This is a genomic window from Rhodococcus sp. P4_B6 (assembly GCF_056402215.1).
Genome location: NZ_JBFUHV010000023.1, coordinates 36,478 through 58,180 on the forward strand (window position 1 = coordinate 36,478; position 21,703 = coordinate 58,180).

General features: G+C 67.5%; 25 protein-coding genes and 1 pseudogene. 12 read left to right on the top strand and 14 right to left on the bottom strand.

The window, feature by feature from the left end; translation table 11 throughout:
• Window positions 1-38: 38 nt before the first annotated feature.
• Window positions 39-995, top strand: a complete 957-nt coding sequence (gene bla / locus AC1DWT_RS14130) for a class A beta-lactamase (RefSeq protein WP_206012326.1) — start codon at window positions 39-41, stop codon at window positions 993-995.
• Here bla and AC1DWT_RS14135 read toward each other — a convergent pair.
• Together AC1DWT_RS14135 and AC1DWT_RS14140 are read right to left on the bottom strand one after the other, a co-directional pair.
• The gene (locus AC1DWT_RS14135; protein WP_206012327.1) at window positions 970-1,797 is read right to left on the bottom strand and encodes an alpha/beta fold hydrolase; all 828 of its coding nucleotides are present in this window, start codon (window positions 1,795-1,797) and stop codon (window positions 970-972) included. The two genes, bla and AC1DWT_RS14135, sit on opposite strands and share 26 nt — an antisense overlap.
• A 69-nt stretch (window positions 1,798-1,866) precedes the next feature.
• Window positions 1,867-2,220, bottom strand: a complete 354-nt coding sequence (locus tag AC1DWT_RS14140) for a serine recombinase (RefSeq protein ID WP_206012328.1) — start codon at window positions 2,218-2,220, stop codon at window positions 1,867-1,869.
• Between the two features lie 221 nt (window positions 2,221-2,441).
• Between AC1DWT_RS14140 and AC1DWT_RS14145 the strand changes: the two genes are divergently transcribed.
• Together AC1DWT_RS14145 and AC1DWT_RS14150 are read left to right on the top strand one after the other, a co-directional pair.
• Window positions 2,442-2,636, top strand: coding sequence for a hypothetical protein (locus tag AC1DWT_RS14145; RefSeq protein ID WP_072950573.1), 195 nt, complete (start codon window positions 2,442-2,444; stop codon window positions 2,634-2,636).
• A gap of 86 nt (window positions 2,637-2,722) precedes the next feature.
• Window positions 2,723-4,132, top strand: a complete 1,410-nt coding sequence (locus tag AC1DWT_RS14150; protein WP_206012329.1) for an MFS transporter — start codon at window positions 2,723-2,725, stop codon at window positions 4,130-4,132.
• On the opposite strand, the gene AC1DWT_RS14155 is transcribed toward AC1DWT_RS14150, so the two are convergent.
• The 3 genes from AC1DWT_RS14155 to AC1DWT_RS14165 form a co-directional block, all read right to left on the bottom strand.
• The gene (locus tag AC1DWT_RS14155) at window positions 4,133-4,969 is read right to left on the bottom strand and encodes an HpcH/HpaI aldolase/citrate lyase family protein (protein WP_206012330.1); all 837 of its coding nucleotides are present in this window, start codon (window positions 4,967-4,969) and stop codon (window positions 4,133-4,135) included.
• A gap of 131 nt (window positions 4,970-5,100) precedes the next feature.
• Window positions 5,101-5,388 (bottom strand): hypothetical protein, encoded by a 288-nt coding sequence (locus AC1DWT_RS14160; RefSeq protein WP_095864125.1) that lies wholly within the window; start codon window positions 5,386-5,388, stop codon window positions 5,101-5,103.
• Window positions 5,389-5,455: 67 nt separating this feature from the next.
• Window positions 5,456-6,145, bottom strand: coding sequence for a transglycosylase family protein (locus AC1DWT_RS14165; protein WP_206012331.1), 690 nt, complete (start codon window positions 6,143-6,145; stop codon window positions 5,456-5,458).
• Window positions 6,146-6,591: 446 nt separating this feature from the next.
• Between AC1DWT_RS14165 and AC1DWT_RS14170 the strand changes: the two genes are divergently transcribed.
• The 3 genes from AC1DWT_RS14170 (at window position 6,592) to AC1DWT_RS14180 (ending at window position 7,954) form a co-directional block, all read left to right on the top strand.
• Complete coding sequence (locus tag AC1DWT_RS14170) at window positions 6,592-7,296, top strand: MurR/RpiR family transcriptional regulator (RefSeq protein ID WP_259375732.1); 705 nt, start codon at window positions 6,592-6,594, stop codon at window positions 7,294-7,296.
• The gene (locus tag AC1DWT_RS14175; RefSeq protein WP_476748563.1) at window positions 7,212-7,679 is read left to right on the top strand and encodes a tyrosine-protein phosphatase; all 468 of its coding nucleotides are present in this window, start codon (window positions 7,212-7,214) and stop codon (window positions 7,677-7,679) included. Before AC1DWT_RS14170 ends, AC1DWT_RS14175 begins: the two co-directional genes overlap by 85 nt.
• A gap of 110 nt (window positions 7,680-7,789) precedes the next feature.
• Window positions 7,790-7,954, top strand: a complete 165-nt coding sequence (locus AC1DWT_RS14180; RefSeq protein ID WP_206012333.1) for a histidine phosphatase family protein — start codon at window positions 7,790-7,792, stop codon at window positions 7,952-7,954.
• 23 nt (window positions 7,955-7,977) lie between these two features.
• Here the strand turns inward: AC1DWT_RS14180 and AC1DWT_RS14185 are convergent, their stop codons facing one another.
• Window positions 7,978-8,586, bottom strand: a complete 609-nt coding sequence (locus tag AC1DWT_RS14185; protein WP_206012334.1) for a hypothetical protein — start codon at window positions 8,584-8,586, stop codon at window positions 7,978-7,980.
• Window positions 8,587-8,728: 142 nt separating this feature from the next.
• Between AC1DWT_RS14185 and AC1DWT_RS14190 the strand changes: the two genes are divergently transcribed.
• From AC1DWT_RS14190 to AC1DWT_RS14200, 3 genes are all read left to right on the top strand, one after another.
• Window positions 8,729-9,442, top strand: coding sequence for a hypothetical protein (locus tag AC1DWT_RS14190; protein WP_206012335.1), 714 nt, complete (start codon window positions 8,729-8,731; stop codon window positions 9,440-9,442).
• An 80-nt stretch (window positions 9,443-9,522) separates the two neighbouring features.
• On the top strand, window positions 9,523-10,923 hold the full coding sequence (locus AC1DWT_RS14195) for a phenylacetate--CoA ligase family protein (protein WP_206012336.1): 1,401 nt from the start codon (window positions 9,523-9,525) through the stop codon (window positions 10,921-10,923).
• A 136-nt stretch (window positions 10,924-11,059) separates the two neighbouring features.
• On the top strand, window positions 11,060-11,377 hold the full coding sequence (locus AC1DWT_RS14200; protein WP_072951282.1) for a chorismate mutase: 318 nt from the start codon (window positions 11,060-11,062) through the stop codon (window positions 11,375-11,377).
• Between the two features lie 215 nt (window positions 11,378-11,592).
• Here AC1DWT_RS14200 and AC1DWT_RS14205 read toward each other — a convergent pair whose 3' ends face one another.
• On the bottom strand, window positions 11,593-12,831 hold the full coding sequence (locus AC1DWT_RS14205; protein ID WP_477921037.1) for an RNA-guided endonuclease InsQ/TnpB family protein: 1,239 nt from the start codon (window positions 12,829-12,831) through the stop codon (window positions 11,593-11,595).
• A 33-nt stretch (window positions 12,832-12,864) separates the two neighbouring features.
• On the opposite strand from AC1DWT_RS14205, the gene tnpA reads away from it, so the two are divergent.
• Window positions 12,865-13,377: an IS200/IS605 family transposase gene (gene tnpA / locus AC1DWT_RS14210; protein ID WP_477921039.1), complete on the top strand. Its 513-nt coding sequence runs from the start codon at window positions 12,865-12,867 to the stop codon at window positions 13,375-13,377.
• Window positions 13,378-13,394: 17 nt separating this feature from the next.
• A complete protein-coding gene (locus AC1DWT_RS14215; protein ID WP_095864335.1) occupies window positions 13,395-14,321 on the top strand; it encodes an LLM class F420-dependent oxidoreductase in 927 nt (308 codons plus the stop codon).
• 11 nt (window positions 14,322-14,332) lie between these two features.
• On the opposite strand, the gene AC1DWT_RS14220 is transcribed toward AC1DWT_RS14215, so the two are convergent.
• The 7 genes from AC1DWT_RS14220 to AC1DWT_RS14250 form a co-directional block, all read right to left on the bottom strand.
• The gene (locus AC1DWT_RS14220; protein WP_072943487.1) at window positions 14,333-14,719 is read right to left on the bottom strand and encodes a hypothetical protein; all 387 of its coding nucleotides are present in this window, start codon (window positions 14,717-14,719) and stop codon (window positions 14,333-14,335) included.
• A 127-nt stretch (window positions 14,720-14,846) separates the two neighbouring features.
• Window positions 14,847-15,635, bottom strand: a complete 789-nt coding sequence (locus AC1DWT_RS14225) for an ABC transporter permease (protein WP_206012338.1) — start codon at window positions 15,633-15,635, stop codon at window positions 14,847-14,849.
• A complete protein-coding gene (locus AC1DWT_RS14230) occupies window positions 15,632-16,594 on the bottom strand; it encodes an ATP-binding cassette domain-containing protein (protein WP_095864112.1) in 963 nt (320 codons plus the stop codon). The genes AC1DWT_RS14225 and AC1DWT_RS14230 overlap by 4 nt, the downstream gene beginning before the upstream one ends.
• Window positions 16,594-17,472, bottom strand: coding sequence for a DUF4097 family beta strand repeat-containing protein (locus tag AC1DWT_RS14235; protein WP_206012339.1), 879 nt, complete (start codon window positions 17,470-17,472; stop codon window positions 16,594-16,596). Before AC1DWT_RS14235 ends, AC1DWT_RS14230 begins: the two co-directional genes overlap by 1 nt.
• Before the next feature lie 51 nt (window positions 17,473-17,523).
• A complete protein-coding gene (locus AC1DWT_RS14240; RefSeq protein WP_206012340.1) occupies window positions 17,524-18,042 on the bottom strand; it encodes a toxin-antitoxin system HicB family antitoxin in 519 nt (172 codons plus the stop codon).
• 102 nt (window positions 18,043-18,144) lie between these two features.
• Window positions 18,145-19,194 carry a sigma-70 family RNA polymerase sigma factor gene (locus tag AC1DWT_RS14245; protein ID WP_206012341.1) on the bottom strand — a complete coding sequence of 350 codons (1,050 nt, stop codon included), beginning with the start codon at window positions 19,192-19,194 and terminating at the stop codon, window positions 18,145-18,147.
• 41 nt (window positions 19,195-19,235) lie between these two features.
• Window positions 19,236-20,438, bottom strand: coding sequence for a serine hydrolase domain-containing protein (locus AC1DWT_RS14250; RefSeq protein ID WP_095864334.1), 1,203 nt, complete (start codon window positions 20,436-20,438; stop codon window positions 19,236-19,238).
• A gap of 379 nt (window positions 20,439-20,817) precedes the next feature.
• On the opposite strand from AC1DWT_RS14250, the pseudogene AC1DWT_RS14255 reads away from it, so the two are divergent.
• Window positions 20,818-21,670 (top strand): annotated as a pseudogene (locus tag AC1DWT_RS14255) (cupin domain-containing protein).
• Window positions 21,671-21,703 lie beyond the last annotated feature (33 nt).

A 21,703-nucleotide genomic window follows, 5' to 3' on the forward strand; every position in this document is an offset into this window, starting at 1 on the left:
CTTTGCGCTATGGGCGGGGGCACCCCCACATTGGGTCCATGCTGATACATCGACATCACCCGAAGCCCAGGTGCACCGGTCGTCGCGGCGCCGTTGCACTCGCACTGGCTCTGCCGTTGCTGGTCGGGGCGTGCACGGCCACCGCGGAGCAAACCCTGCCCACGACGTCGGAGGTGGCTGCGTTACCGGATCAGCAGTCCCTCGACGCGAAAATCGAGGCACTGGAAGCGCAGTACGCCACGCGGATCGGGGTGACGGCCGTCGATCCCGCGACCGGCGCGGTCTACAGCCACCGGGGCGACGAACGATTCGCGATGTGCTCGACGTTCAAGGCCTACGCGTCCGCCGCGGTCCTGCGCAAGATCGAGGACGGGTCGACCGCCCTCGACAAGACGGTGGTGATCGAACCCGGCGATCTCGTCGAGAACTCGCCGGTCACCGCCGCTGCAGTGGGCACCCCGATGACGTTGGGGCAGATCGCCGAAGCGGCGCTGACGCAGAGCGACAACACCGCCGGAAACTATCTGCTCCGCGAGATCGGCGGTCCGCAGGCGGTCACCGCCCTCGCCCGCGACCTCGGCGACGAGAGCACGCGACTGGACCGGTGGGAGACCGAACTCAACACCGCTTTCCGCGGCGATCCCCGGGACACGACGACACCGACCGGCCTCGCCCGGGGTTTCCGGGCGCTGCTCCTCGACGACGCCCTCGACGCGGCAAGCCGCGATCAGCTTCTCGAGTGGATGCGGGCGAGCAAGACTTCGGACAAGCGGATGCGCGCCGGTCTTCCGCCCGGATGGACCGCCGCCGACAAGACCGGTGGCGGCGGGTTCGGGACCGCCAACGACGCCGGCGTCGCCTGGGGTCCGGACGGCTCCCCCATCGTTCTCGCCGTCCTCACCGACAGCCTCACGAATCAGGAAGACGCGCAGGGAAACAACCAGGCGATCGCCGACACGACTGCGGCTGTCATCGAGGGTGTGACCGCGCCGTGAGCCATCTCTGCAGCGACACCGCCAGTTCGACGGGAGCGTCGAACTGGATCAGGTGCCCGGCGCCGTCGATCACCTCGAGTGTCGCACCGGGGATGAGGCGCGCCAGTTCCTCGGCCCGGTCTACGGGGATCCAGGCGTCGTCCCTCCCCGACACGACCGCGACGGGAACCTCGATCGACGCGTACCGGTCCTGGATCTCGTCGGTGTACCGCTCGTCGGCCTGGGCGATCTGCCGGTAGAACGCGACCTGACCCTCCTCCGACAGCCACGGCGTGGTCAGCACGGCCATCTGAGCGGGGGTCAGGCCGCGGTGGGACGCACCCGCGATGTACGCCTCGAGAGCACCACGGTGCACGGAGGCCGGTTGCGCGGCGAAGACGTCGGCGTTGTCCGCGACGAGCCGGAAGTAGTCGGATCCCCACGGCCGCAGTGCCACCACGTCGATCAGGGCCAGCGAGGTGTACCGCGCGCCGTGCAGGAGATGGGCGCGGAGTGCGACGGCACCCCCGTAGTCGTGCGCGACGACGTGGGGTGCCTCGAGGTTCCAATGCCGCAGGAGGTCGGTGAGCAGTTCACCCTGGATGCCGAGATCGACGTCGTGGGCAGCGTCCTTCGACGACTGCCCGTACCCGGGCATGTCCCACAGGTAGACCGAGAACTCGGCGGCGAATGCGCGTGCGAACGGCCACCACAGCTGCGAAGACCACGGCGTCCCGTGGCACATCACTACGGCGGGGCCGTTCCCGAACTTGTCCCATGCCACCGACCTGCCGCGCCATTCGAGGGTCTGCGAAAGCTCCACACCCGCAGTGTGCCATCCCGCACGTGAGTGGCACGGTGTACTGACGCACACCGTGCCACTCACCTGTGACTAATGCACGAGGCCGCTTTCGAGGACCGAGTGCCCGCCCTCGACATCGTGACGGCAATCGACTGGGCGCAGCGACCTTCCGCCCTCGGCGACCCGCCGCCCGGCGACCGTCAGCATCGGGCGCGGAATCCCGATACCCATCACCGGCACGCCCGTTACATACCCTTCCTTGTAGAGATGATTCGACGCGTCGGCCACTTCGTCCCGGGTCAAGGGCGACGGCGCCCAGCCGACGGTCTCACCGATGGCGTCCGCGTCCAGAATCGGACTTCGATAGCCTTCGGTAGCCTTCGCGAGAAGCCAACGCAGAACAGCGTCACGAACCGCCCATTGACGATCGGTAGCTGCATTCACATTTCAGTCCTCCGGTAATTGGCGTTGATGCCCGCGTGCACCATAGCCACCCGCAGGGAACAAGCAAGTTCGTGAGCTTTACTGCGCTTCTTGGGATCTCACGACTGCGACTCCGGTGGACTTTCCCATTTTCCCGGGTATGGTCGGGACGATGATGCCGGACCTCGCGGTGGGACGTGAATTTCTCCGTGCCCGCCCGTGAATCGCCCTACGATGGGTGAATGGAGAGCGGAACCGACGCGACCAAGACCTGTTCGTCCTGCCACGGTCCGATCGGATACGAGATCAAGGACGCCCACGCCGGATTCGCGTCGCTGCCTCCGGGCAAGCGGTACCGGGTCTTCCACTGCATGAATCGGTGCTCACGATCGGCCCCCGACGGCCTCGAATGCGGACACCGCCACGAATACCTCTGAAACACGTGATCGTTCAGTCCTTCGGTCCAAAGACAATGCATCGTCCCCTTGACCTCGAGTCCACTCGAGCTTTTAGCGTGGAGTGCATGACAACGACCGCCCCGTCACAGGCCGGCTGGTCCGAATTGCTCGGACCCCGGTATCGCTCGACCTCCGCTGTCCTCGCCGGCGGCGTCGGACTGCACGCCGTCAACATCTTCCTGACCACGAGTCTGCTGCCCACCGCCATCGGCGAGCTCGGGCGCGAATCGCTGTACGCGTGGAGCGCGACCGTCTTCATGGTGGCGTCGGTGATCTCGTCGATGACCGTGAGCCGCCTCCTCGCACACCGCGGGGCGCTCGGTGCGTATCTGTTCGCGCTGGCGCCGTTCTTCGCGGGCACGATGATCTGCGCGATCGGTCCGTCGATGGAGGTGCTCCTCGTCGGACGTGCAGTGCAGGGGATCGGCGGGGGCCTGCTCGCCGGCCTGAGTTACGCCGTACTGCGCGAGGCGCTGCCCGAACGTCTGTGGGCCCGCGCGACCGCATTGGTGTCGGCGATGTGGGGCGTGGGAACTCTCGCCGGACCGGCGATCGGCGGCCTGTTCGCCCAACTCGGCCATTGGCGACTCGCGTTCGTCGCGCTGGCGGTGGTCGCCGCGGTCATCGCAGTGATCGCGCCCCGCGCGTTGCCGCGCACCGAGCGTGTGCGGGGCGGCGAACCCGTCCCCGCCACGTCGCTCGCGCTGCTCACCCTGGCGACGATCGCGATCAGTGTGGCCGGCATCCTCGGCAACCGCACCCACATGCTGATCCTGATCGCAGTCGGAGTCGTGTTCGTCGCTGCGTTCCTGGCCTGGGAGCGGCGATCACCGCGCCGCGTGCTGCCGAAGTCGACGTACAGCGGGGCGTCGTCCCTGAAGTGGATCTACCTCACCATCGCGGTCCTCGCGTCCGGAACCGTGTCCGAGGCCTTCACACCGCTGTTCGGTCAACGGCTCGCCGGACTGGCGCCGTTCGCCGCGGGATTCCTCGGCGCCATGATGTCGGTCGGATGGTCGGTGACCATGATCTTCAGTTCCGACATCTCCCGGCGGCGCACGAAGACGGTGGCCATGATCACCGGACCGCTGGTCCTCGCCGCGGGCCTGCTCCTCACGGCGGCCCTCTGGCGCGACGACGCCGGGCTCGCCGTGGTGATTCTGTGGGCGGTCACGCTGGCCGCCGCGGGCGCCGGCATCGGACTCGCCTTCCCGCACCTGATGGTCGCCGCCATGCAGAGCACCGACGACGCGCACGAGGGCGCCAAGGCGGCGGCCGGGCTCAACACGGTCGAGTTGATCGCCATGGCCGTCGGGTCCGCGGTCGCCGGTGTGCTGGTCAATCTCGGCGCGCCCTCGACCCTCACCTCGGCGCAACTGCTGTTCCTCGGTCTCGGCGTCATCGCGACGGCCGGCGTGTTCACCGCGTACCGCGCGACCCGGCAGGCCGACCGAGGGAGCGCCGACCCGTCCTAGCTAGGCCCGCGCTGCGAAGTGGTGCGCGCGACGGAGGATGTCGTGGGCACGGGCGAGTTGCGGCGGATGCCCGCCGTGCGTGACACGGCTACCGTCCGGGCCCAGTCGCTCGATCGTCGACTCGGCCCAGGAGATGTCGTCCGAGTCCGGCGCCATCGCGGTGTTGATCACGGGTACCTGCTCGTTCGCGAGCGTCAGTTTTCCGGTCATCCCCATCTCGCGGGCAAGTCGAGTGTCGTCGCGGACGATCTCGGCGCTCTGCGCCAGCGTCGGACCGTCGATCGGAGCGGCGATCCGGGCTGCCCGGCTGGCGTTGACGAGCCGGGACCGGGCGTATGCCAACGCCATCGGGGTTCGTCCGGCGCCGGTGTCGCGGCAGTAGTCGCCGATTCCGAACGCGAGTCGGGTGACGGGAGCGGTGCGAGCGATGTCGTCCACGGCGAGGACGGCCTCCGCCGATTCGATGAGGGCGACCAGCGGGACACCGGGGATCTCCGCGGCGCTGTCCCGGACCTGTGCGGGTGCTTCGGTTTTCGACAGCATCAGCCCGCGCAGCCCGGGCAGGCCCCGGATCGCGTCGAGGTCGCGCCGCCAGTGCGGGGTGGTTGCGTCGTTGATCCGCACCCAACCCGGATTACGCTCGAGCCATGCGGCGGCGAAGGCACGACCCTCATCCTTCGCGGCGAACGGCAAGCCGTCCTCGAGGTCGAGGATCAGCGCATCGGCGCCGGAGTCCGCCGCCGCGGCGAAGACCTCGCTCCCGACCGCAGGAACCAGGAGCCAACTTCGCGACATCGCGAGGTCGATCTCGCTGTGCTGGGCTGTCTCGACAGTCATGCTGTTCTTTCCTCGGCCATACCGAGGAGTCTGCGCTTCACCGGGAGGCGGCACACTCGACGAAGCGGAGTGCAGCGAAGGGGTTCGGGCACCGCTTCGTCAGGTGCGGCGCCCGACCCGTCCGGTCCGGCTCAGAAGTCGAAGCCCCAATTGGCCGGGTTGAAGACGACGCGGTACCAGACGGCGGTGGCCGAGTCGAACGTGCACGGCACGATTACGACCCCGGACGTCTGTTCGAGCGCCGCAGCCTTCCCGCAGAAGTACTCCGCGCCTTCGCCGGACGTCTCGGCACGGTAGACGGGTCCGACGTGCCACGGTTCGGCACTCGCGGTACCGGCGCCGACGGTGGCTCCGAGGACGAGAGGTGCGGCCAGTATCCCGGCCAGTGCTGCGGCACGCCGGGCGGACTTCTTCTGCACGAGAGCTCCTTCGTAGGCGACGACGCGGCAGTTCTGTGTGGTTAGTTCGCACAAGAAGCGTCGGACGTTACCGCGGTGCTGCGGCCCTCTCCTCGAACACCTCGCTCGACCCGTTCTGCGCGGCGAGTGCGCGGGCTCTGTCCAGGGCCTCCTGGGCGGCCGCCTTCACCGTCGCGGGATCCTCGGCTGTCGCAGGCGCTTCGACCGGTGCGGGCGTCTCGACAGCGTCGGGAGTCTCCGCGAGATCGGGGGTTTCGACGGCATCAGGGGTTTCGACGGCATCAGGGGTGTCCACTGCGTCCGGCGTCTCCATTGCGCCCGGCGTCTCCACGACATCCGGCGTCTCCACGGGGTCGGGAGTCTCGATTGCCGGTGCGGGCGCCTTGGTGACGGGAGGTACCTCGACGGGCGCTGTGCCACCCTTCTTCAGATACTGGCCGCACACCGGCCACGCGCCGGGGCCTTGGGTTTTCAAAACGTTCTCGGCGACCCGGATCTGCTCGGCCTGACTGGCTTCCGAGGGCACTCCTGTTCCGCCGTGTGATTTCCAGGTTTCCGGTGTGAACTGCAATCCGCCGTAGAACCCGTTTCCGGTGTCGGTGGTCCAGTCGCCGCCGCTTTCGCACTCCGCGACTTCTTCCCAGTCGTGCGGCGCGCCGAACGCGGTTCCCGCGCCCAGCCCCAGTAGAATGGTGGCGGCCGCGCCGATCAGGGCGATCCAGCCGAACGTGCGTTTCTCCATGTTGCGAGTGGTCATGCTGGCTCAATCCTCTCCGCGCTTGCGGACGCGGCATGCCGGCGACGACACGTCGATTGCCGGCCATCCTTTCGGTGCCTCGTCCCGCGCCTCGAAGGTGTCGGGATCACGAACCCGCGTCGGCAGATTTGCAGCGGCGGGCCCCCGAACGTGGCCTCCTCCCGAAATTCACACGGCATGAACAAGGTACGGATGTTCGACTATTGAGAAACGCGAGTGAAAATTGTGCAGTTCTGAGGTTTCGATACCGGTTCGAGTCCATGTCGTGACAATTCCGACATCTGTTGAACAGGTATGCGAATGCTGGATGACGGTGCAGTGAACGGACGCTCCCGTCCTCGACGGTGGCGGTGGACTGGCTACCCTGACGATCCCGACACCGCCGGAGCCCACCGGCGCGGGGACGAACAGTTCAGTGCCGACATGTCGCATTCCTCAGCCGATCCGTGGCGCTCGAGCACCACCCTGGCGCGGTTACGCGCCGGCCTGGCCACTCTGGGCCCCGGGAGCAGCGAGTCGCGCGGGCCGTGCTCGCCGAGCCCGCGGCGGTGGTGGAGTTGTCGCCGGCGGAACTGGCGGCGGCGTCGGGTACGTCCCCGGCGACGGTGGTGCGGGCGTGCCAGCGACTGGGATTCCGCGGACTCCAGCACCTTCGGCTCGAACTGGCCCGTGTGACAACGGATCCCGAGGGGGCGGCGGCCACCCCGGTAGACACGACGTTCGGGGCCGCCGCGGAGGCGCTCACCGCGACTCGCGCGACCATCGATCCCGCCGGGTTCGCCGCCGTCGTGGACCTGATCGTGCGGACCCGGCGGATCCTGCTGGTGGGCAACGGCTTCTCGTCCCCACCGATCCAGGATGCCGCCTTGCGGTTCACCACCGCGGGTCGCAGCGTGGAGGCGCCGCTCGACATCCTGGGGCAGCAGTTCTCGGCGCGACTGCTCACCGACCGGGACGTGTGTCTCGCCGTCAGCTACTCCGGTCCGAACACCCACACCTTGCGGGCGTGCGTGGCGGCGCACTCGTGGAAGCGCTGCGCGCGCTCGCCTGCTCCCCGGCCCCGGTCCTGGTGCACTGCACCGCCGGTAAGGACCGCACCGGGTTGCTCGTCGCTCTGGCGCTCGCGGCGGTGGGTGTGCCGGACGCCGTGATCGTCGACGACTACGCTCGATCCGGAACGCTGGTGCGGCCCCACCGCGAGGAAGCGGTGCGGCGCCTGTCGACGGAGCTGGCACTCGACTCGGCCGAGCACGCCCCCGCCCTCGACTTGCACCTGGATTCGCCGCCGTCGGTACTCGCCGGTGCCCTCACCCACGTCCGTTCCCGGCATGGAACCGTGACGAACTACCTTCGTGCCCAGGGATTCACGGACACCGACCTCGCCGCTCTGTGCACACGACTGCTCGACGTGCAGGACACTGGGACGCCAGCCGCCACCGTCACCGGGTTCGACGCCCCGAGGTACTCGATAGTCCGCTGCTCCGGGCACGAAGTCAGCGCACTGCCGATTCCCCTGCACACCCCGACCTGCTGATCCGGTCTAACCCCTCGCCGAAGGAAGTTACTGCGCCGTCGAAGGGCTGACCCGCGAGGACGCCGAGCATCGGTGGCCGGACGGCGCCTTCCCCGGACGGCCGAGTCGTAGTGATCACGCACGGGGCGCTCATCCGCGCGGTACTCGGTGACCTGTCCGACACAGTGGTGCCGCGCATCGTCAACGGCGCGGTCTGCGAGATCGAATGGGCGGGAGGGTGGCGGGTCGTGTCGGTCAACCGCACCGTCTCCCACGGTGTCGCGGACCCTGCGTAGTCGTTCGCTCCGGGCGCCGAGCGTCATGACCTGCGCCGTCTCACCGTCGTATCGGCCGACGAACCGATCGTGGGTGCGAGCCGCCACAATCCGGCGGCGGCGAGCACGTGCCACAGCGCGTGGCCCGGCAGGAGGGTACCCGGCCTGCAGATCGACGTCCGGTCGCCGACGGCGCCGAGCAGCGCACCGGACGCGACAAGCACTGCCGCGACGATCGTCGTGCGCCGTAATTCCGGTCGAACGCGGGCGCGTTCGAGGCAGAGTCCCACCGCGGCCGCGGCGAGGAGTGCCTGCACGATCGTCGACGCCGTCGGGCCGGCAGCCACGGTGGGGATCATCAGGAGCGAAACAACGAGCCACCACACCGGCGACAGCCGACGGCCGAACCGATCGGACGCGGCGTCGACGGCGATGTACGCGAGCAACGTCGCGATCGGGATGTCGTGCGCGTATCCCTGCCACGGAGGGTCGGGTCCGTGCTGAACGAGCGACCCGACACCGACCGCGACGATGAGCAGGCCGTAGGTGATGGACGGCGCGTCGCGCCGGCGACCCACGAGGACTGCGAGGCCGGCAACCACGAAGGCCAGGCTGGTGACAGCGGCCGCGTGCTGCGCGATGAAACCTCCCATACTCCGAGGTTTCCAAAGCCGCCGACGCACCGCAATCACGACCGGGGCGGTCGCACGAGTGGACGCGGGATAGGGCAACGGCGCGCCGAAAGCGCGAACAAAACCTTCCAGTCGGACTTTTTCTGTGGCATCGTAACGATCCATGGGGGAATCAGCAGTCGCCGCAGTCGCCATCTACCACGCGCCCGCAGCGGACCGACGGGGTACACCGATGGTGGCGCTGGACTACGACGTCCAGCGCGGATCGCGGCATACGTTGTTGCAGAACCTGGCTGGGCGCGGGTGGCGGGACCCCAGCCCTGTCTTCGACGGCGTCGACGACCTGACGTCGGCCGTGCTGTCGTTGCGCTCGGCCGACGGACGCACCCTGTTGATCGAGGACGACACGGACGTTCTCTTCGATGGTGTCGTCGTGCCTCCGCACGGGTGGCTCGAACACGTTCGCGCACTCGGTGCGGTCGGCGTGATCGCCGGAGCCGGAATCACGGCCGCGCCCGACTGGCAGCGACAACTCCCCCGCCTGGCCCGCGAGAGCGAACTTCTCGGGTCGATCGCCACCGTCACGTTCACCAACGCCTCCGGCCGGGAGGATTTCCACGCGTTCGCATACGAGGTGGTCGCCGCGTTGCGGCCGGCACTGCCCCCCGAGGCTGTGCACGATGCGGGGTTTGCGCTCGAGGACGACCGGCCACACCGCGCGGTCCTCGAGGTCGTGGACAGTGCGGTGCGGCACCGAGTCGCCGTTCCCGCGCGGATCGTGGACATGCTCCAACGGCGTGCCACGGACCGCACGTCGTTCGGGTGGCGGGACGCCCGAACGCTGAAGCGTCTTCTGCGGAAGATTCGCACACACTGACGGTCGACACCCCGCTGTGCAAGACTCGAATTTGCACGGACGACAGTGATGCGCCGGACCACCCTGATGCGGAGGGCGTCATGTCCCGATCGGTACCCGGAGATGCTCCGGACGACATGGGGCACACGGCGTACGCGCGTGTGCGCGCCGGCCAGCTGAATGCGGTTCAGGCGGCCCTCGAGGACCACACGGGACGCCTGGACTGGCCGCGAGAACAGATCGAGCGCTACCGGACCTCACGGCTGCGGGCCCTGCTCTCGCACGCCCGTGAGCGGTCGCCGTTTCACGCCCGGCGGCTTCGTGGTCTCGATCCGTCGACGGCCACGGTCGCCGACCTGGCGTCGCTGCCGATGATGACCAAGCARGACGCGCAGGACAAGTGGGATGCGATCGTCACCACTCGTGACCTCGATCGCGAGCGTGCCGAACGAATTCTGGCCGAGCAGCAATGGTTTTCGTACACCCCGGGCGACGCACAGATCTTCAGCTCGGGTGGGTCGAGTGGTGTCCGCGGCGTGTATGTCTGGGATTGGCAGTTCTCCGTGTCGGCCGCGTGCCTGGCCTGGCGGATGCAGGCGCGGGAGGAACGGCGGGCGCCCGTGCAGTCTCCTTCGCGCCTCGCCGTGCTCGCGGCCGGTGTCCCTCCGCACGCGAGCACCCCCTTGTTCGATGTGCCGACCGCACCGGGGATGGAGACCGTTGTGATCCCGGCAGGCGCACCGTTCGACGAAATCGTCGCCGCCGTGGCCGCGGCTCGCCCCACGCACCTGGTCGGATATGCGTCGGTGATCGGACGGCTCGCCCGAGCATCCTTGGCCGGCGGTCTGCAGGTTCACCCCGTCCGGGTGAGCACCAACTCCGAGCCACTGCTGGATGAGGATCGGCAGGCCATCGGCGAAGCCTGGTCGGTGCCGATCCACAACCTGTGGGGGTCGACCGAGATCGGCGTGCAGGCAGTGGGTTGCGGACACGGCGAGGGACTGCACGTGTGCGAGGACGAGGTCGTGCTCGAACGCGTCGACGACAGTGGCACCCCGGTCGCCGCCGATGCGCCGGCCGCGCGAACACTCGCCACGGGCCTGGCCAACCGGACGTTTCCCTTCATCCGCTACGACCTCGGCGATCAGGTCACGTTGCTCCCCGGCACCTGCCCGTGCGGAAGTGCCTTCGTGCGCGTCGCCGACATCGGCGGGCGGCGCGACGACGATTTCCGATACGGGACGAAGACGGTGCCCGCGAGCACGTTTCGTTACGTCCTCGGCGCAGATCCGCGTGTCTCCGAGTACCAGGTCAGGCAGACCGTCGACGGTGCGGACATCTTCGCGGTCGGCGACCCCGACGTCGCCCGGCTGACGTCGGCTGTCGCCGGGGCGTTGCGCCGGCAAGGATTGTCCGATCCGCAGGTCCGGATCGAGGTCGTCGACCACCTGCAGCGCCATCAGGCGAGCGGGAAACTGCAGCGGTTCATCGCACTGCGGTAGCGCGCAGTCGGTTCGCGGCACCCGCCCGGTCGGCCGGGCCGGACAGGGGTCGCCATTCCTCACCCCAGGGTGTCTGTCGCTGCGGCCGCTCCCGTCCGACGATGGTCGTACACGGTCACCCAGTCGAGGAGCAACGATGACGGACAGTGATTTCGGGGCAGTCAGCGAAGACGCCACAGGCGCAGTCTCCGACGGCACGGATCTGAATCGCGTTCACGCCGAGATCGCCCGCCTCGACGCGGAGATCCTGGACGCGGTCCATCGCCGCCTCGTTCTCGCACAGCTCGCGGCTCGTACCCGGGTCGAGTCCGGTGCACCGATGGTCGCGCTCGGCGGGGAGACCGACGTGATCCGCCGCTATCAGGACGAATTGGGCCCCCGAGGTTCGCTGCTGGCGCTGGAATTGCTCCGGCTGGCGCGGCCACCCTTTTCGTCGACGTACCGAACACGGTAGCCGTACCGACACTCACCTCGGTCGACACCGATCGCGAGAGCAGTGCCCAGCAGTCTTCGCGACGCTGGGCACTGTTCGCCTGTCCGGGGCGACTCAGCGCCGTCACGTCGGGAAACCCGGGCCAGATGTGGCAGGCATCATATTCGCGACACTGAAGTTGCGGCATTCACCCATCGCATTCGGCACCGGCAGAGCCACTTCGGGTGCATCATCAACTACCCTGTCCTGAAGGACGCGGGTTTGCTGCTCACGTTCTCACTGGCTGTGAGAGGGGTGGCTGCTTTAGGCACGGTTGATTGGGCGGCCCGGTAGTTGTTGTGCCCGAGTGCGGCAATGTTGGCGGCGGCGTTATGGTCGGCGTGGCCGGTCCAACCGCAGCCGCGGCACCGGAACAGTGCTTGACTGTGCCTGTTCGCGGTGTCGCAGTGCCCGCAGAGGTGGCACGTCTTACTGGTATTGCGAGGGTTGATCACCTGCACCGGCACTCCTGCGGCGTGCGCCTTATAGGTGATCTGGTCGCGCAGTTGCGCGTAGGCCCAGGAGTGCAATTGTTGCCGTTGTCTGCGTGCGAGCCGTACCCGGTCCCGGATTCCCGACAGGTCTTCTACCGCGATTCCTTGACCGGTGCGTTGTGCCTGGGCAACAATCGTTTTCGAGAGTTGGTGATTGATGTCGGTGGCGTACCGAGTCTCCTTCCTCCGCCGTTTCTTCAGTTTCCGYTTCGCGGACCTGGTCCCCACCTTYTGCAGCGCGGACCGGATGGTTCCGTTCTTTTTCCGGCGGGCGGTGACCGCACCACCGGACCACCGGACGTCGAGTTCGGCCGGGTCGTCTGCGGTGGTCACMGCCAGGTTCACGATCCCCAAGTCCACGCCCAGCCACCCGGTGGGGTCGTCGGCGGGGACCAGCYGCTGCGGTGCGTCGGTGTCGACGGTTGCGTGCAGGTAGAAACATCCGTCSCGGAAAATCAGATCCGACTCGCCTKTGCGGTCGGCGAGCATTGTCMGCTGCCACGGCGCGCACACGAATCCGACGTTGCGCATCCGGCCCGCGGTCGTCCAGATCGAYACCGTCGATCGATCGATCTGCCACGACAAGCACCGATCGTCGAACGGTTGGCCCGCGTCCTGACGGAACACGATCGCCTTACCYGCMACCTTCGCATACCGTGTCGATCCYGGCGTGCCGTAATTCCCGTTGAGCAGGTTCGCTGTCCGGGTCGCGTACGCATCCGCGACTTTCTTGATGACCCGGATCGCCGGTTGCGCCGACAACCCGCACGCTTTGAGCTGGGCATAGACCTGCTTTTGCAGCGCGAACGGGCGYCGATCAGCGGCGGTGTGCGCGAGCTGCGCAACCATGTTCGCCCCCGCATTGCACAACTCSAGTGTCGATTTCAGCGCCACATACTGCTCCGGGGTGGGAGCCAGCTTSACGACAACGATCCGCTTCACCCTGCGCCTTTCCCTGCGGATACTCTTTGGTCTATGTCACCGAGATGGACGCCTGACCCGAACGTACGCCGCGGCCGTAGCGTTGTCTCCAACCTACATGCGCACTTGGTCTTCGTCACGAAGTATCGTCGCGGTGCGTTCACCGACCCGATGCTGACCCGATGCGAGCAGATCATGGCAGAGGTCTGTGACAAGTTCGGCGCAACGTTGACCGAGTTCACCGGAGAAACCGACCACGTCCACCTMTTGATCCACTACCCACCTACCGTGCAACTCTCCACCCTGGTCAATAGCCTCAAGGGCGTCTCCGCTCGATACCTGCGCCAAGAGTTCCCCGACCACATCCAGAAATACCTGTGGGGCAMTCACTTCTGGTCACCGTCCTACTTCGCCGCCTCCGCCGGCGGAGCCCCGCTCGCCATCGTCGCCGAGTACATCACCAACCAAAAACGACCCGAACCCACACAAGAAAGCGACCCCGCTACGCGCGATCGCGCAATACAGAATCAGCTTCCTCCCGGCCCCCAAGGGCCAGGCTTCCTCTGATCAATCCGGTGAAGTCCATGCGCGATTTCCGATTCTCGTTCAACATTTTCGGTTTCGACTCCCGAGATGCCCTTCTCGACCGATGCCGTCACGGCGAGAGCGCCGGCTACGACACCGTGTTCGCCGCCGACCACCTCGGCGCCCCGGCACCGTTCCCCCTCCTGGTGGCCGTCGCCGGCGCCACCGGACTGCGGGTCGGAACTCTGGTGCTCAACGCACCGTTCTGGAACGCCGCCCTGCTCGCTCGCGAGATCGCGACGACGGACATCCTCACCGACGGAAAGCTCGAGGTCGGTCTCGGTGCCGGGCACATGAAGTGGGAGTTCGACGCCGCGGGTATCGAATGGAGGCCATTCGGCGGCCGAGTCGAGCAGTTGTCGGAGTTGGTCGACGGCCTCCGCACGTTCTTCACCACGGACTTCGACGAGCTACCCGAGGGCCGCACTGTGCCACGACCGTTGCAGCGGCGTGGATTCGGCGGCTCGGGTCCACCCCTGATCATCGGCGGTACCGGGGACCGCGTGCTGCGGATCGCGGCCGCCCACGCCGACATCGTCGGTGTCGCGGGCACATTCCAGATTCCGGGGCGACCCCCCGGCACATTCCGCCTCGCCACCGCGGACGAGGTGGCCGAGCGAATTCGCTTCGTACGGAACCACGCCGGTGCGAGAGCCGAGGGCATCGAGTGGCATCTACTGGTCCAGTTGGTCGTCGAGACGGACGACCGCCGGGCCGCGGCGAACGAGATCGCGGACCGGCTCGGCGGCACCATGTCGGTGGCAGACGTCCTCGGCACCCCGTACGTCCTCGTGGGAACCGTGGAGGAGATGGCCGAGCAACTCCGGAGCCATCGGGAGCGTTACGGCTTCTCGTACGTCACCGTCCACGAACCGTATCTGGAGGTGTTCGCCCCCGTGATCCGTCGACTCCGCGAACAGAGTTGACGGACAACGACTCACGGCGTGTTGATGTACTCCTGGATGGCCTGCTGCGCCTTGGGGTTGCCCTGTCCCATACCGACGATCGCACCGGTGATCGCGCCGATCGGCGTGCCGATGATGCAGCCGGCGAGACTGCCCGGGAACATCGAGACACATCCGACGCCGAGACCGATGAGCGCACCGATCGCGGTGCCGGCCGCTCCCCCGTTGGCCCAGCCGACGCCGAGTTCGTTGAGCATGTTCTCGAGGGCCTTCTGCTTGTCCACCTCGTGCCGACCGGGGATCGCCAGGGCCGGCGTTCCCGTGTTCGGCACGACGGGGTCGGCATGCGCCGTGCCGGCTCCGAGTGTCACCGTCGCTGCGACGAGGACCGATGCTGCCGATTTCTTGATCAAGTTCATCGCGATCCCACCCTGCTGAAGAAGGAAAAACCGGTTCCGACTGTAACCTGCGGCTGCATCATCGGTGGCGAAACCGCGGCATCGGAAGAGTACCGCGGTGAGCGCCCGTCGGCACGGGTGAAAGCCGTCAGTTCACGCGCCGGTTGAACAGTCGTTTCGCCCAGAGGTAGCCGAGCAGCGCGATGCCGGCGCTCCAGCCGACCGCGAGCACTGCGCTGCTGCCGACGGGGCCGCCGAGAAGCAGTCCGCGGATGGTCTCGATGACGGGGCTGAACGGCTGGTACTCGGCGAACCACCGGAGACCGGCCGGCATCGAGTCGGTGGGGACGAACCCACTGCCGAGGAATGGCAGCAATATCAGCACCATCGGGAGGTTGCTCGCCGTTTCGACGCTCTTGGACACCAGCCCGAACGCAACGGACAGCCACGTGAGTGCGAACGTGAACATCGCGAGCACCGCCGTCGCCGCTACCCACTCGCCGAGTCCGGCGGTGGGCCGGAAACCGATGAGCACGGCGACACCGACGACCAGGACGAGGCTGATCAGTGTCTGGATCATGCTGCCGATGACGTGCCCGGTCAGCACGGACACCCGTGCGATGGCCATGGTCCGGAACCGGGCGATGATGCCCTCGGTCATGTCGGTGGCGACCGAGATCGCGGTTCCCTGGGCGGCGCTGGCCACGGTCATCAGGAGGATTCCGGGTGCCACGTAGTCGATGTAGGCGCCGCGTCCGCCGTCGGGATCGCCGAGTCCCGCTCCCAGCGTGCCGCCGAACACGTACACGAAGAGCAGGAGGAGGATGATCGGCATCCCGACGAGGAGCACCGTCACCGACGGGTACCGGACCATGTGCCGGAGGTTGCGTCGCAGCATCGTCGCCGAATCGCTCAGCGCGTAACCCATGGTCGTCATCGCACGCTCTCTTTCCTGGTTGCGGCGCGCTCGGTGAGCGCGAGGAAGACGTCGTCGAGATCGGGTGTGTGGACGGTCAGGTTCTCGACCTCGATCGATGCGTGATCGAGCCGATCGAGCAGCGCGCGCAGCGATTGCACGCTGCCGTCGCCGGGAACCTGCAGGGTGAGCGCTTCCTCGTTCCGGGTCACGTCGCCGAGCAGCCGGGATGCGGCGTCGAGTTCGCGCACCCCGGGCAACGCCAGGGTGATGTGGCCGCCCGGAACGAGCCTCTTCAGCTGTTCGGGGGTTCCCTCCGCGACCAGCCTGCCGCCGTCGAGGAGTGCGATCCGGTCGGCGAGCCGATCTGCTTCCTCCAGGTACTGGGTGGTGAGGAAGATCGTGACCCCGTCGGCGACGAGTTCGCGGATGATCTGCCACATGGCGCGGCGACTGCGCGGATCGAGACCGGTCGTCGGCTCGTCGAGGAAGATGATCCGGGGATCGCCGACGAGGGTCATCGCCAGGTCCAGCCGGCGGCGCATGCCACCGGAGTAACTCCCGGCCGGCTTCGCGCCCGCCTCGACGAGATCGAACCGGGCCAGCAGTTCCGTGGCCCGGGCGCGGCCCGCGTCGCGCCGCAGGTGGTGCAGATCGGCCATCAGCATCAGGTTCTCGCGACCCGTGAGGAGGTTGTCCACCGCGGAGAACTGGCCGGTCACACCGATGGTGGACCGAACCGCGTCGGGCTCGCGGGCGAGATCGTGACCCGCGATCCTCACCTTGCCGCCGTCGGGAGCGATGAGGGTGGACAGAATCTGCACCATGGTGGTCTTGCCTGCGCCGTTGGGTCCGAGGAGCGAGAAGATCGTTCCCTCACCGATGTCGAGGTCGATGCCGTCGAGGACGACTTTGTCGCCGTAGGACTTTCGCAGCCCGGTGGTGGTGATAGCGGACCGGGTGGTGATCGATGCTGTCATCACTCTGCCTTTCGACTGGTCGACTTCGGGGAATCGGGGCGGCGAATCACGATGTCGCCGAAACCGGTACGGGCGCGCACCTCGACCGTGTCGTCCGTCGATTCGGGCCGGTCGACGGAGTCCAGACGGTTCTGGACCTTCCCGAAGGACGTGTGCGCGTCGAGCCGGGCGGCGGTCCCGGAGCGGATGCCGATCTCGATTCGACCGTGACCGGTTTCGAGCGACGCCGCGCCCTGCGTCACCTGCCCGATGCGGATGTCGCCGTTCGCAGTTGCGGCGGCGAGGTCGGCGCGGGCGTCGTCGACGGAGATGTCCCCGTTCGCCGTCTTCACCCGCAGTCCGCCGCCGATCGTGCCGATCCAGTTGTCGCCGTTGGAGTTCTTGATCACGGCGCTGCCGTCGATCGCGCCGACGCGGAGTTTTCCCGACCCCGTGCTCAGGTCCGCATCACCTGCAACGTGGTCCACGGTGACCGTGCCGGCCCCGGTGTGCACGTCGAGCGGGCCCGTGTCGCCGAGTTGGACGTCCCCCGCCGATGTCTTGACGCGGCACGCGCCGAGCCGTCCGGCGCCGCGGAACGTCGCCACCGACGCCTCGCCCTCGAACTCGGAGCCGGTCGGCAGCGCGATGGTGACGTCGACGGAACCGGCCTTGCCGAACAGGCCGAGACCGCGCTGCTTCGGCGCCTTGACCAGCAGTCTCCCTGCGGAGTACTCGACGCGGGTCTGCTCGGCGGCGCGAACGTCCGATTCCCGCGAGCCGTCGCTGGGGCGCACGTCCACGACCGTGTCGTGGCGGTCGCTCGCCGTGATCCGTGCGTCGCCGACGACGAGTTCGACCGTCGCCGAGATCGGCGCCGGGGTGCTGAAAGTGGGCATGGTTGTCCTCCGGAATGTGGTGGTGGCGAATGAAAGGACGGGCCGGTCGGGTCAGCGCACCCAGCCCGTGAAACGGTCATTGCCGCGTGGGGCACGCCGTTCGGAACGATTACTGCCGCCGTCGGACTCCAACCCCGCGGCCGCGGACCGGACGAGCCAGGCGTTCACAGACAGCCCTGCCTCCCGAGCGGCCTCCTCGACGCGGTCCTTGAGGTCTTGCGGGAGACGAAGGTTGATCCGGGTCATGGCGCCGTCTTCCACTTCCGGGATCCGAGGCGGCGACATGTCCGGACCGGATGCGGCCTGCTCCTCGAACAATCGCTCGACCGGCGCGGGAGTGACGACGAACGTGGGCTCACGTCCGCGGAGACGAAGATCCACCGAACCCGGTGCGAGGTCACGGGTGATTTCACTGGCGGCCGCCGACAGCGCGTCGAGTAGCGCGAGCCGGACCCCGGACTCCAGTGGTGCGGTGAGTCGCTCGGCGAGGGCACGGGCGTCGTCTCCCCCGGCCTCGGCGGCTACGGCGAGTTCGTGACGGAGGGATGCGACATAGGGCGTGAGATCCATGGTGCCATCATGGCATCACATTGGCACCATCGCAAGACTCTGCCGAAGATCGATGTGCCACCGTGGTGTCACGGCGGCGCAATCGGTCACCGCGCGCGCAGGTCACGGCAGGAATTCAGGCAGCCCGAACGGCTCGAAGTGCTCCGCACCGATGAACGAGGTCAGCTCCGCGATCTTGGTGCCACGCAGGGTCAGCACCGTGATCGACCAGCGGAGGTGGGTGCCGGCGTCCTCGTCCCACAGATAGAAGGCCACGGCGGGCTGGCCGTTGGCACCGACCGGCAGGTGGCGCCACGAACCGCACCCCGTGAGCGGGACCCGGACCGCGAAATCCGTGACCGCGGCCATACCGCGATACCAGTGCGCCATCGGTGGCATCGACCAGGTGACGTCCTCGGTCAGCAGAGCGACCAGAGCATCGGCATCACCGCGTTCCAACGCGGTGGAGTACCCGGCGACCAGGGCACGCAGATGCGCGTCGTCGATTTCTCGCAAAGTTCGAGACTGGGTCACCGAGGGAATCTTCTCCGCCACGATCGCCCGGGCCCGCTGCAGCGCGCTGTTCACCGACGCCGTCGTCGTGTCCATGGCGGCGGCGATCTCGGCGGCGGAGAACCCCAGGACCTCGAAGAGCAGCAGGGCCGCCCGCTGATTGCCCGGCAGATGTTGCAGTGCCGCAACGAATGCCAGTTCGACGGCCTCGCGCTGCTCGTAGCGGGCGGCCGGCCCCGCCACACCGGCGGCCAGTCCCGCATCGGCGTAGGGACCCAGCCACGCCACTTCGGTGAGCGGGACGTCACCGACGACGGCGCGATCACTGGACGGACCCAGGTCGACGGGCAGGGCCCGCCTACCGCGCGATTCGACCGCGTCCAGGCACGTGCGCGTCGCGACGGTGTACAGCCAGGAGCGCAGTGCGCTGCGGCCTTCGAATTTCGCGAATCCGCGCCACGCCCGCAGCAGAGCGTCCTGCAGGGCGTCGTCGGCATCGTGGCTGGAGCCGAGCATGCGATAGCAGTGGGCGTGCAGTTCCCGGCGCAACGGTCCGACCAGCCGCGTGAACGCGGCGTCGTCTCCGTCCCGTGCTCTGGCCAGGTCGGGATCGCCGGCATCTGCCGGCGCGTGCGGTGTTCGAACGGAGTTGTCGCTCACAGGGGACGATTCTGCCCCACCGGCGACTCACGCACCTGGCATCACCTGGTGGGGGTAGGGGCCGGTGTCGGCGCCAGCGACATCCCGGCGTAGATCTCGTCGAGAACGGTGGGCAGCAACGCGTTCGCGGTGGTTTTACCCTCGGGCGACAGAGTCAGATTCGCCCAGATCACGAGCGCGACGTCGTTGTCCGGGTCGTACCCGATGAACGAGTTGAAGCCCGGCAGCTCACCTCCGTGGTAGTACATCGACGCGTTCGGCCCGAAACGCTGGTAGCTGATCCCGTAACCGTATTGCTGCCCGTCGGGTGCGTCCGGGTCCTCGGGTTGCAGGCTGTCCCGCCATTGTTGCTGGTATTCCGGATTCAACACTTTGCCGGAGACCAGCGCCCGGATCCATGTGGCCAGGTTGTCCGCCGTGGAGATGGCGCCCCCCGCGGCAGTGGCGTAGGACGGATTCTGGTTGGTGTAGTCGAGGGGTTGCAGTGTCCCCGCCCGCGCGGCGGCCTGCATGTCGGCGGGATACGGCTCGTCCACTAGAGCGTAGGCCGATTCGCCGTACATGTAACCGTGCGAATACGGATCCGGGATCGCCGTATCGTCGGCGGCGGGTAACGAGGTCTGGTTCAGCCCGAGCGGCCCGAGCAACCGTTCCTGGAACTGCTCGGCCAGTGGGCGACCGCCGACCTTCTCGGCGATCAGACCCAGCAACGCGTAATTGGTGTTGTTGTATTCGTACGACGTGCCTGGTGGGAAGTTCGGCGGCCGGCTGAACGCGATGTCCAAGACCTCCTGAGGTGTCCAGGCCTTCGCCGGGTCGCTGTCCAAAGTCGCCGCCAACTCGGGCGAACTCGTGTAGTTGTACAGCCCGCTGCGCATCGTCAACAGCTGTGCGATGGTGATGTTCTCGCCGTTGGGCACGTCGGCGACGTAGGTCGACACCGGGTCGCTGAACCGGAGCTTGCCGTCCTGTGCCAGCAGGACCGTCAGGGCCGCCGTCAAGGTCTTGGTGTTCGAGGCGATCCGGAAATGAGTCTGCGCAGCCGGCGGTGTGTCCGCGCCCAGTTCCGTGGTGCCGACCGCCGCGACGAAGTCTCCCTGCGGGGTGCGGAGCTGCACCACCGCGCCGGGGATCATCAGCTCCTCGGCGGCAGCGTCGACCGCAGCCTGGAATGTGGCCGGATCGATGGAATTGAGCGCCGAACCCGAAGCAGTGGTCCCCGTCGCCGTCGTCGCGGCAGGCAGTGAACCGTTCTCCGAGGTCGTCGGCTCGGACGTCGGCGAGCACCCAGCGATCACGAGTGCGCCGCACGCCGCGATCACAACGAGGCGGGTGGCGCGCAGTGTGCGGAACCGACCCACTCCATTTCTCCGGCCCCGCATGTACTCCACCGGGAAATCCCTCATCGTCGCCATCACCGCCTCGGCGCCATGGTTCGAGTACCGCGCCGACGGGCGGCACCAGCTGGCAGGCCTTCTTCGAATCCTAGCCCGGGAGCCCACTCACTCCGTCGCGATCACCGGAACATTTCACTGCGGAAAGACATACTTCTACCTGTATGCGCGAACTGCTTCCCACCGCCGAGGCCGTCCCAGGCAACCGTCCGACACGGAAGGCACATCCATGAGCACGCGACGCAGCATTCACAACACCTCGTTGACCGACGGCGAGATCGTCGAGCAATCCGACATGGGCTCGATCACCCGGGTGACAGCGGACACCTTCCCGATCCTGAAGCGCCTGTCGATCAACCCCGGAGCGATGCGCACCTCGCATTGGCACGCCAACGCCAACGAACTCACCTATTGCCTGTCCGGAACGTCACTTGTCTCCGTGCTCGACACCGGCAGCGTGTTCTCCACCTTCACTGTCGGCGCCGGAGAGATGTTCCACATCGATTCGGGATCGCTGCACCACATCGAGAACATCGGCGACGAGGTCGCGGAATTCTCATCGCCTTCCGGAGCGAGCGCCCCGAGGACTTCGGTGGAGCCGCGTTCGGCGCGATGACCGATGCCGTCCTCGGCAACACCTACGATCTCGACGCCTCCGACTTCACCGCTCTCCGACGCGACACCGCGGACCGCGCCCTGGCGGCGCGAATCGGCGATCCCGTGGTGCCGTCGGCGGCGAAATGGGTTATGTGCGGCGCGGATCGGCGCGGATGACGGTCATGGACCCGGACGGCCCCCTCGACACCTGGTATCTCGAGCAGGGGGACGTGTATTTCATTCCCCGCGCATACCCACACCACATCGAGGTCGCGGGGTCCGACGACATCCATTTTCTGATTTTCTTCGACCAGCCGACGCCCGGTGACATCGGATACCGCGCATCGGTCAGCGCGTACTCCCGCGAAGTCCTCGCCGCCACGTTCGGCACCCACATCGGCGATCTGCCGAATTTCCCGTTCACCCCCGCCGACCCGCTCATCGTCACCCGCAACAACCCGCTCGACGAACGCGGAGAGCGGTAACCCGTCGTACCCGGATTGCCGCCGTTCCCGCTC

What these genes read in the sequence shown, in the direction of transcription:
- AC1DWT_RS14230 (WP_095864112.1), bottom strand. Translation starts at nt 16,594, where the DNA reads ATGACAGCATCGATCACCACCCGGTCCGCTATCACCACCACCGGGCTG.
- AC1DWT_RS14185 (WP_206012334.1), bottom strand. Translation starts at nt 8,586, where the DNA reads ATGGGAGGTTTCATCGCGCAGCACGCGGCCGCTGTCACCAGCCTGGCC.
- AC1DWT_RS14155 (WP_206012330.1), bottom strand. Translation starts at nt 4,969, where the DNA reads ATGACTGTCGAGACAGCCCAGCACAGCGAGATCGACCTCGCGATGTCG.
- AC1DWT_RS14235 (WP_206012339.1), bottom strand. Translation starts at nt 17,472, where the DNA reads ATGCCCACTTTCAGCACCCCGGCGCCGATCTCGGCGACGGTCGAACTC.
- AC1DWT_RS14215 (WP_095864335.1), top strand. Translation starts at nt 13,395, where the DNA reads ATGCGCGATTTCCGATTCTCGTTCAACATTTTCGGTTTCGACTCCCGA.
- AC1DWT_RS14200 (WP_072951282.1), top strand. Translation starts at nt 11,060, where the DNA reads ATGACGGACAGTGATTTCGGGGCAGTCAGCGAAGACGCCACAGGCGCA.
- AC1DWT_RS14240 (WP_206012340.1), bottom strand. Translation starts at nt 18,042, where the DNA reads ATGGATCTCACGCCCTATGTCGCATCCCTCCGTCACGAACTCGCCGTA.
- AC1DWT_RS14165 (WP_206012331.1), bottom strand. Translation starts at nt 6,145, where the DNA reads ATGACCACTCGCAACATGGAGAAACGCACGTTCGGCTGGATCGCCCTG.
- AC1DWT_RS14225 (WP_206012338.1), bottom strand. Translation starts at nt 15,635, where the DNA reads ATGACGACCATGGGTTACGCGCTGAGCGATTCGGCGACGATGCTGCGA.
- AC1DWT_RS14145 (WP_072950573.1), top strand. Translation starts at nt 2,442, where the DNA reads ATGGAGAGCGGAACCGACGCGACCAAGACCTGTTCGTCCTGCCACGGT.
- AC1DWT_RS14190 (WP_206012335.1), top strand. Translation starts at nt 8,729, where the DNA reads ATGGGGGAATCAGCAGTCGCCGCAGTCGCCATCTACCACGCGCCCGCA.
- bla (WP_206012326.1), top strand. Translation starts at nt 39, where the DNA reads ATGCTGATACATCGACATCACCCGAAGCCCAGGTGCACCGGTCGTCGC.
- AC1DWT_RS14220 (WP_072943487.1), bottom strand. Translation starts at nt 14,719, where the DNA reads ATGAACTTGATCAAGAAATCGGCAGCATCGGTCCTCGTCGCAGCGACG.
- AC1DWT_RS14150 (WP_206012329.1), top strand. Translation starts at nt 2,723, where the DNA reads ATGACAACGACCGCCCCGTCACAGGCCGGCTGGTCCGAATTGCTCGGA.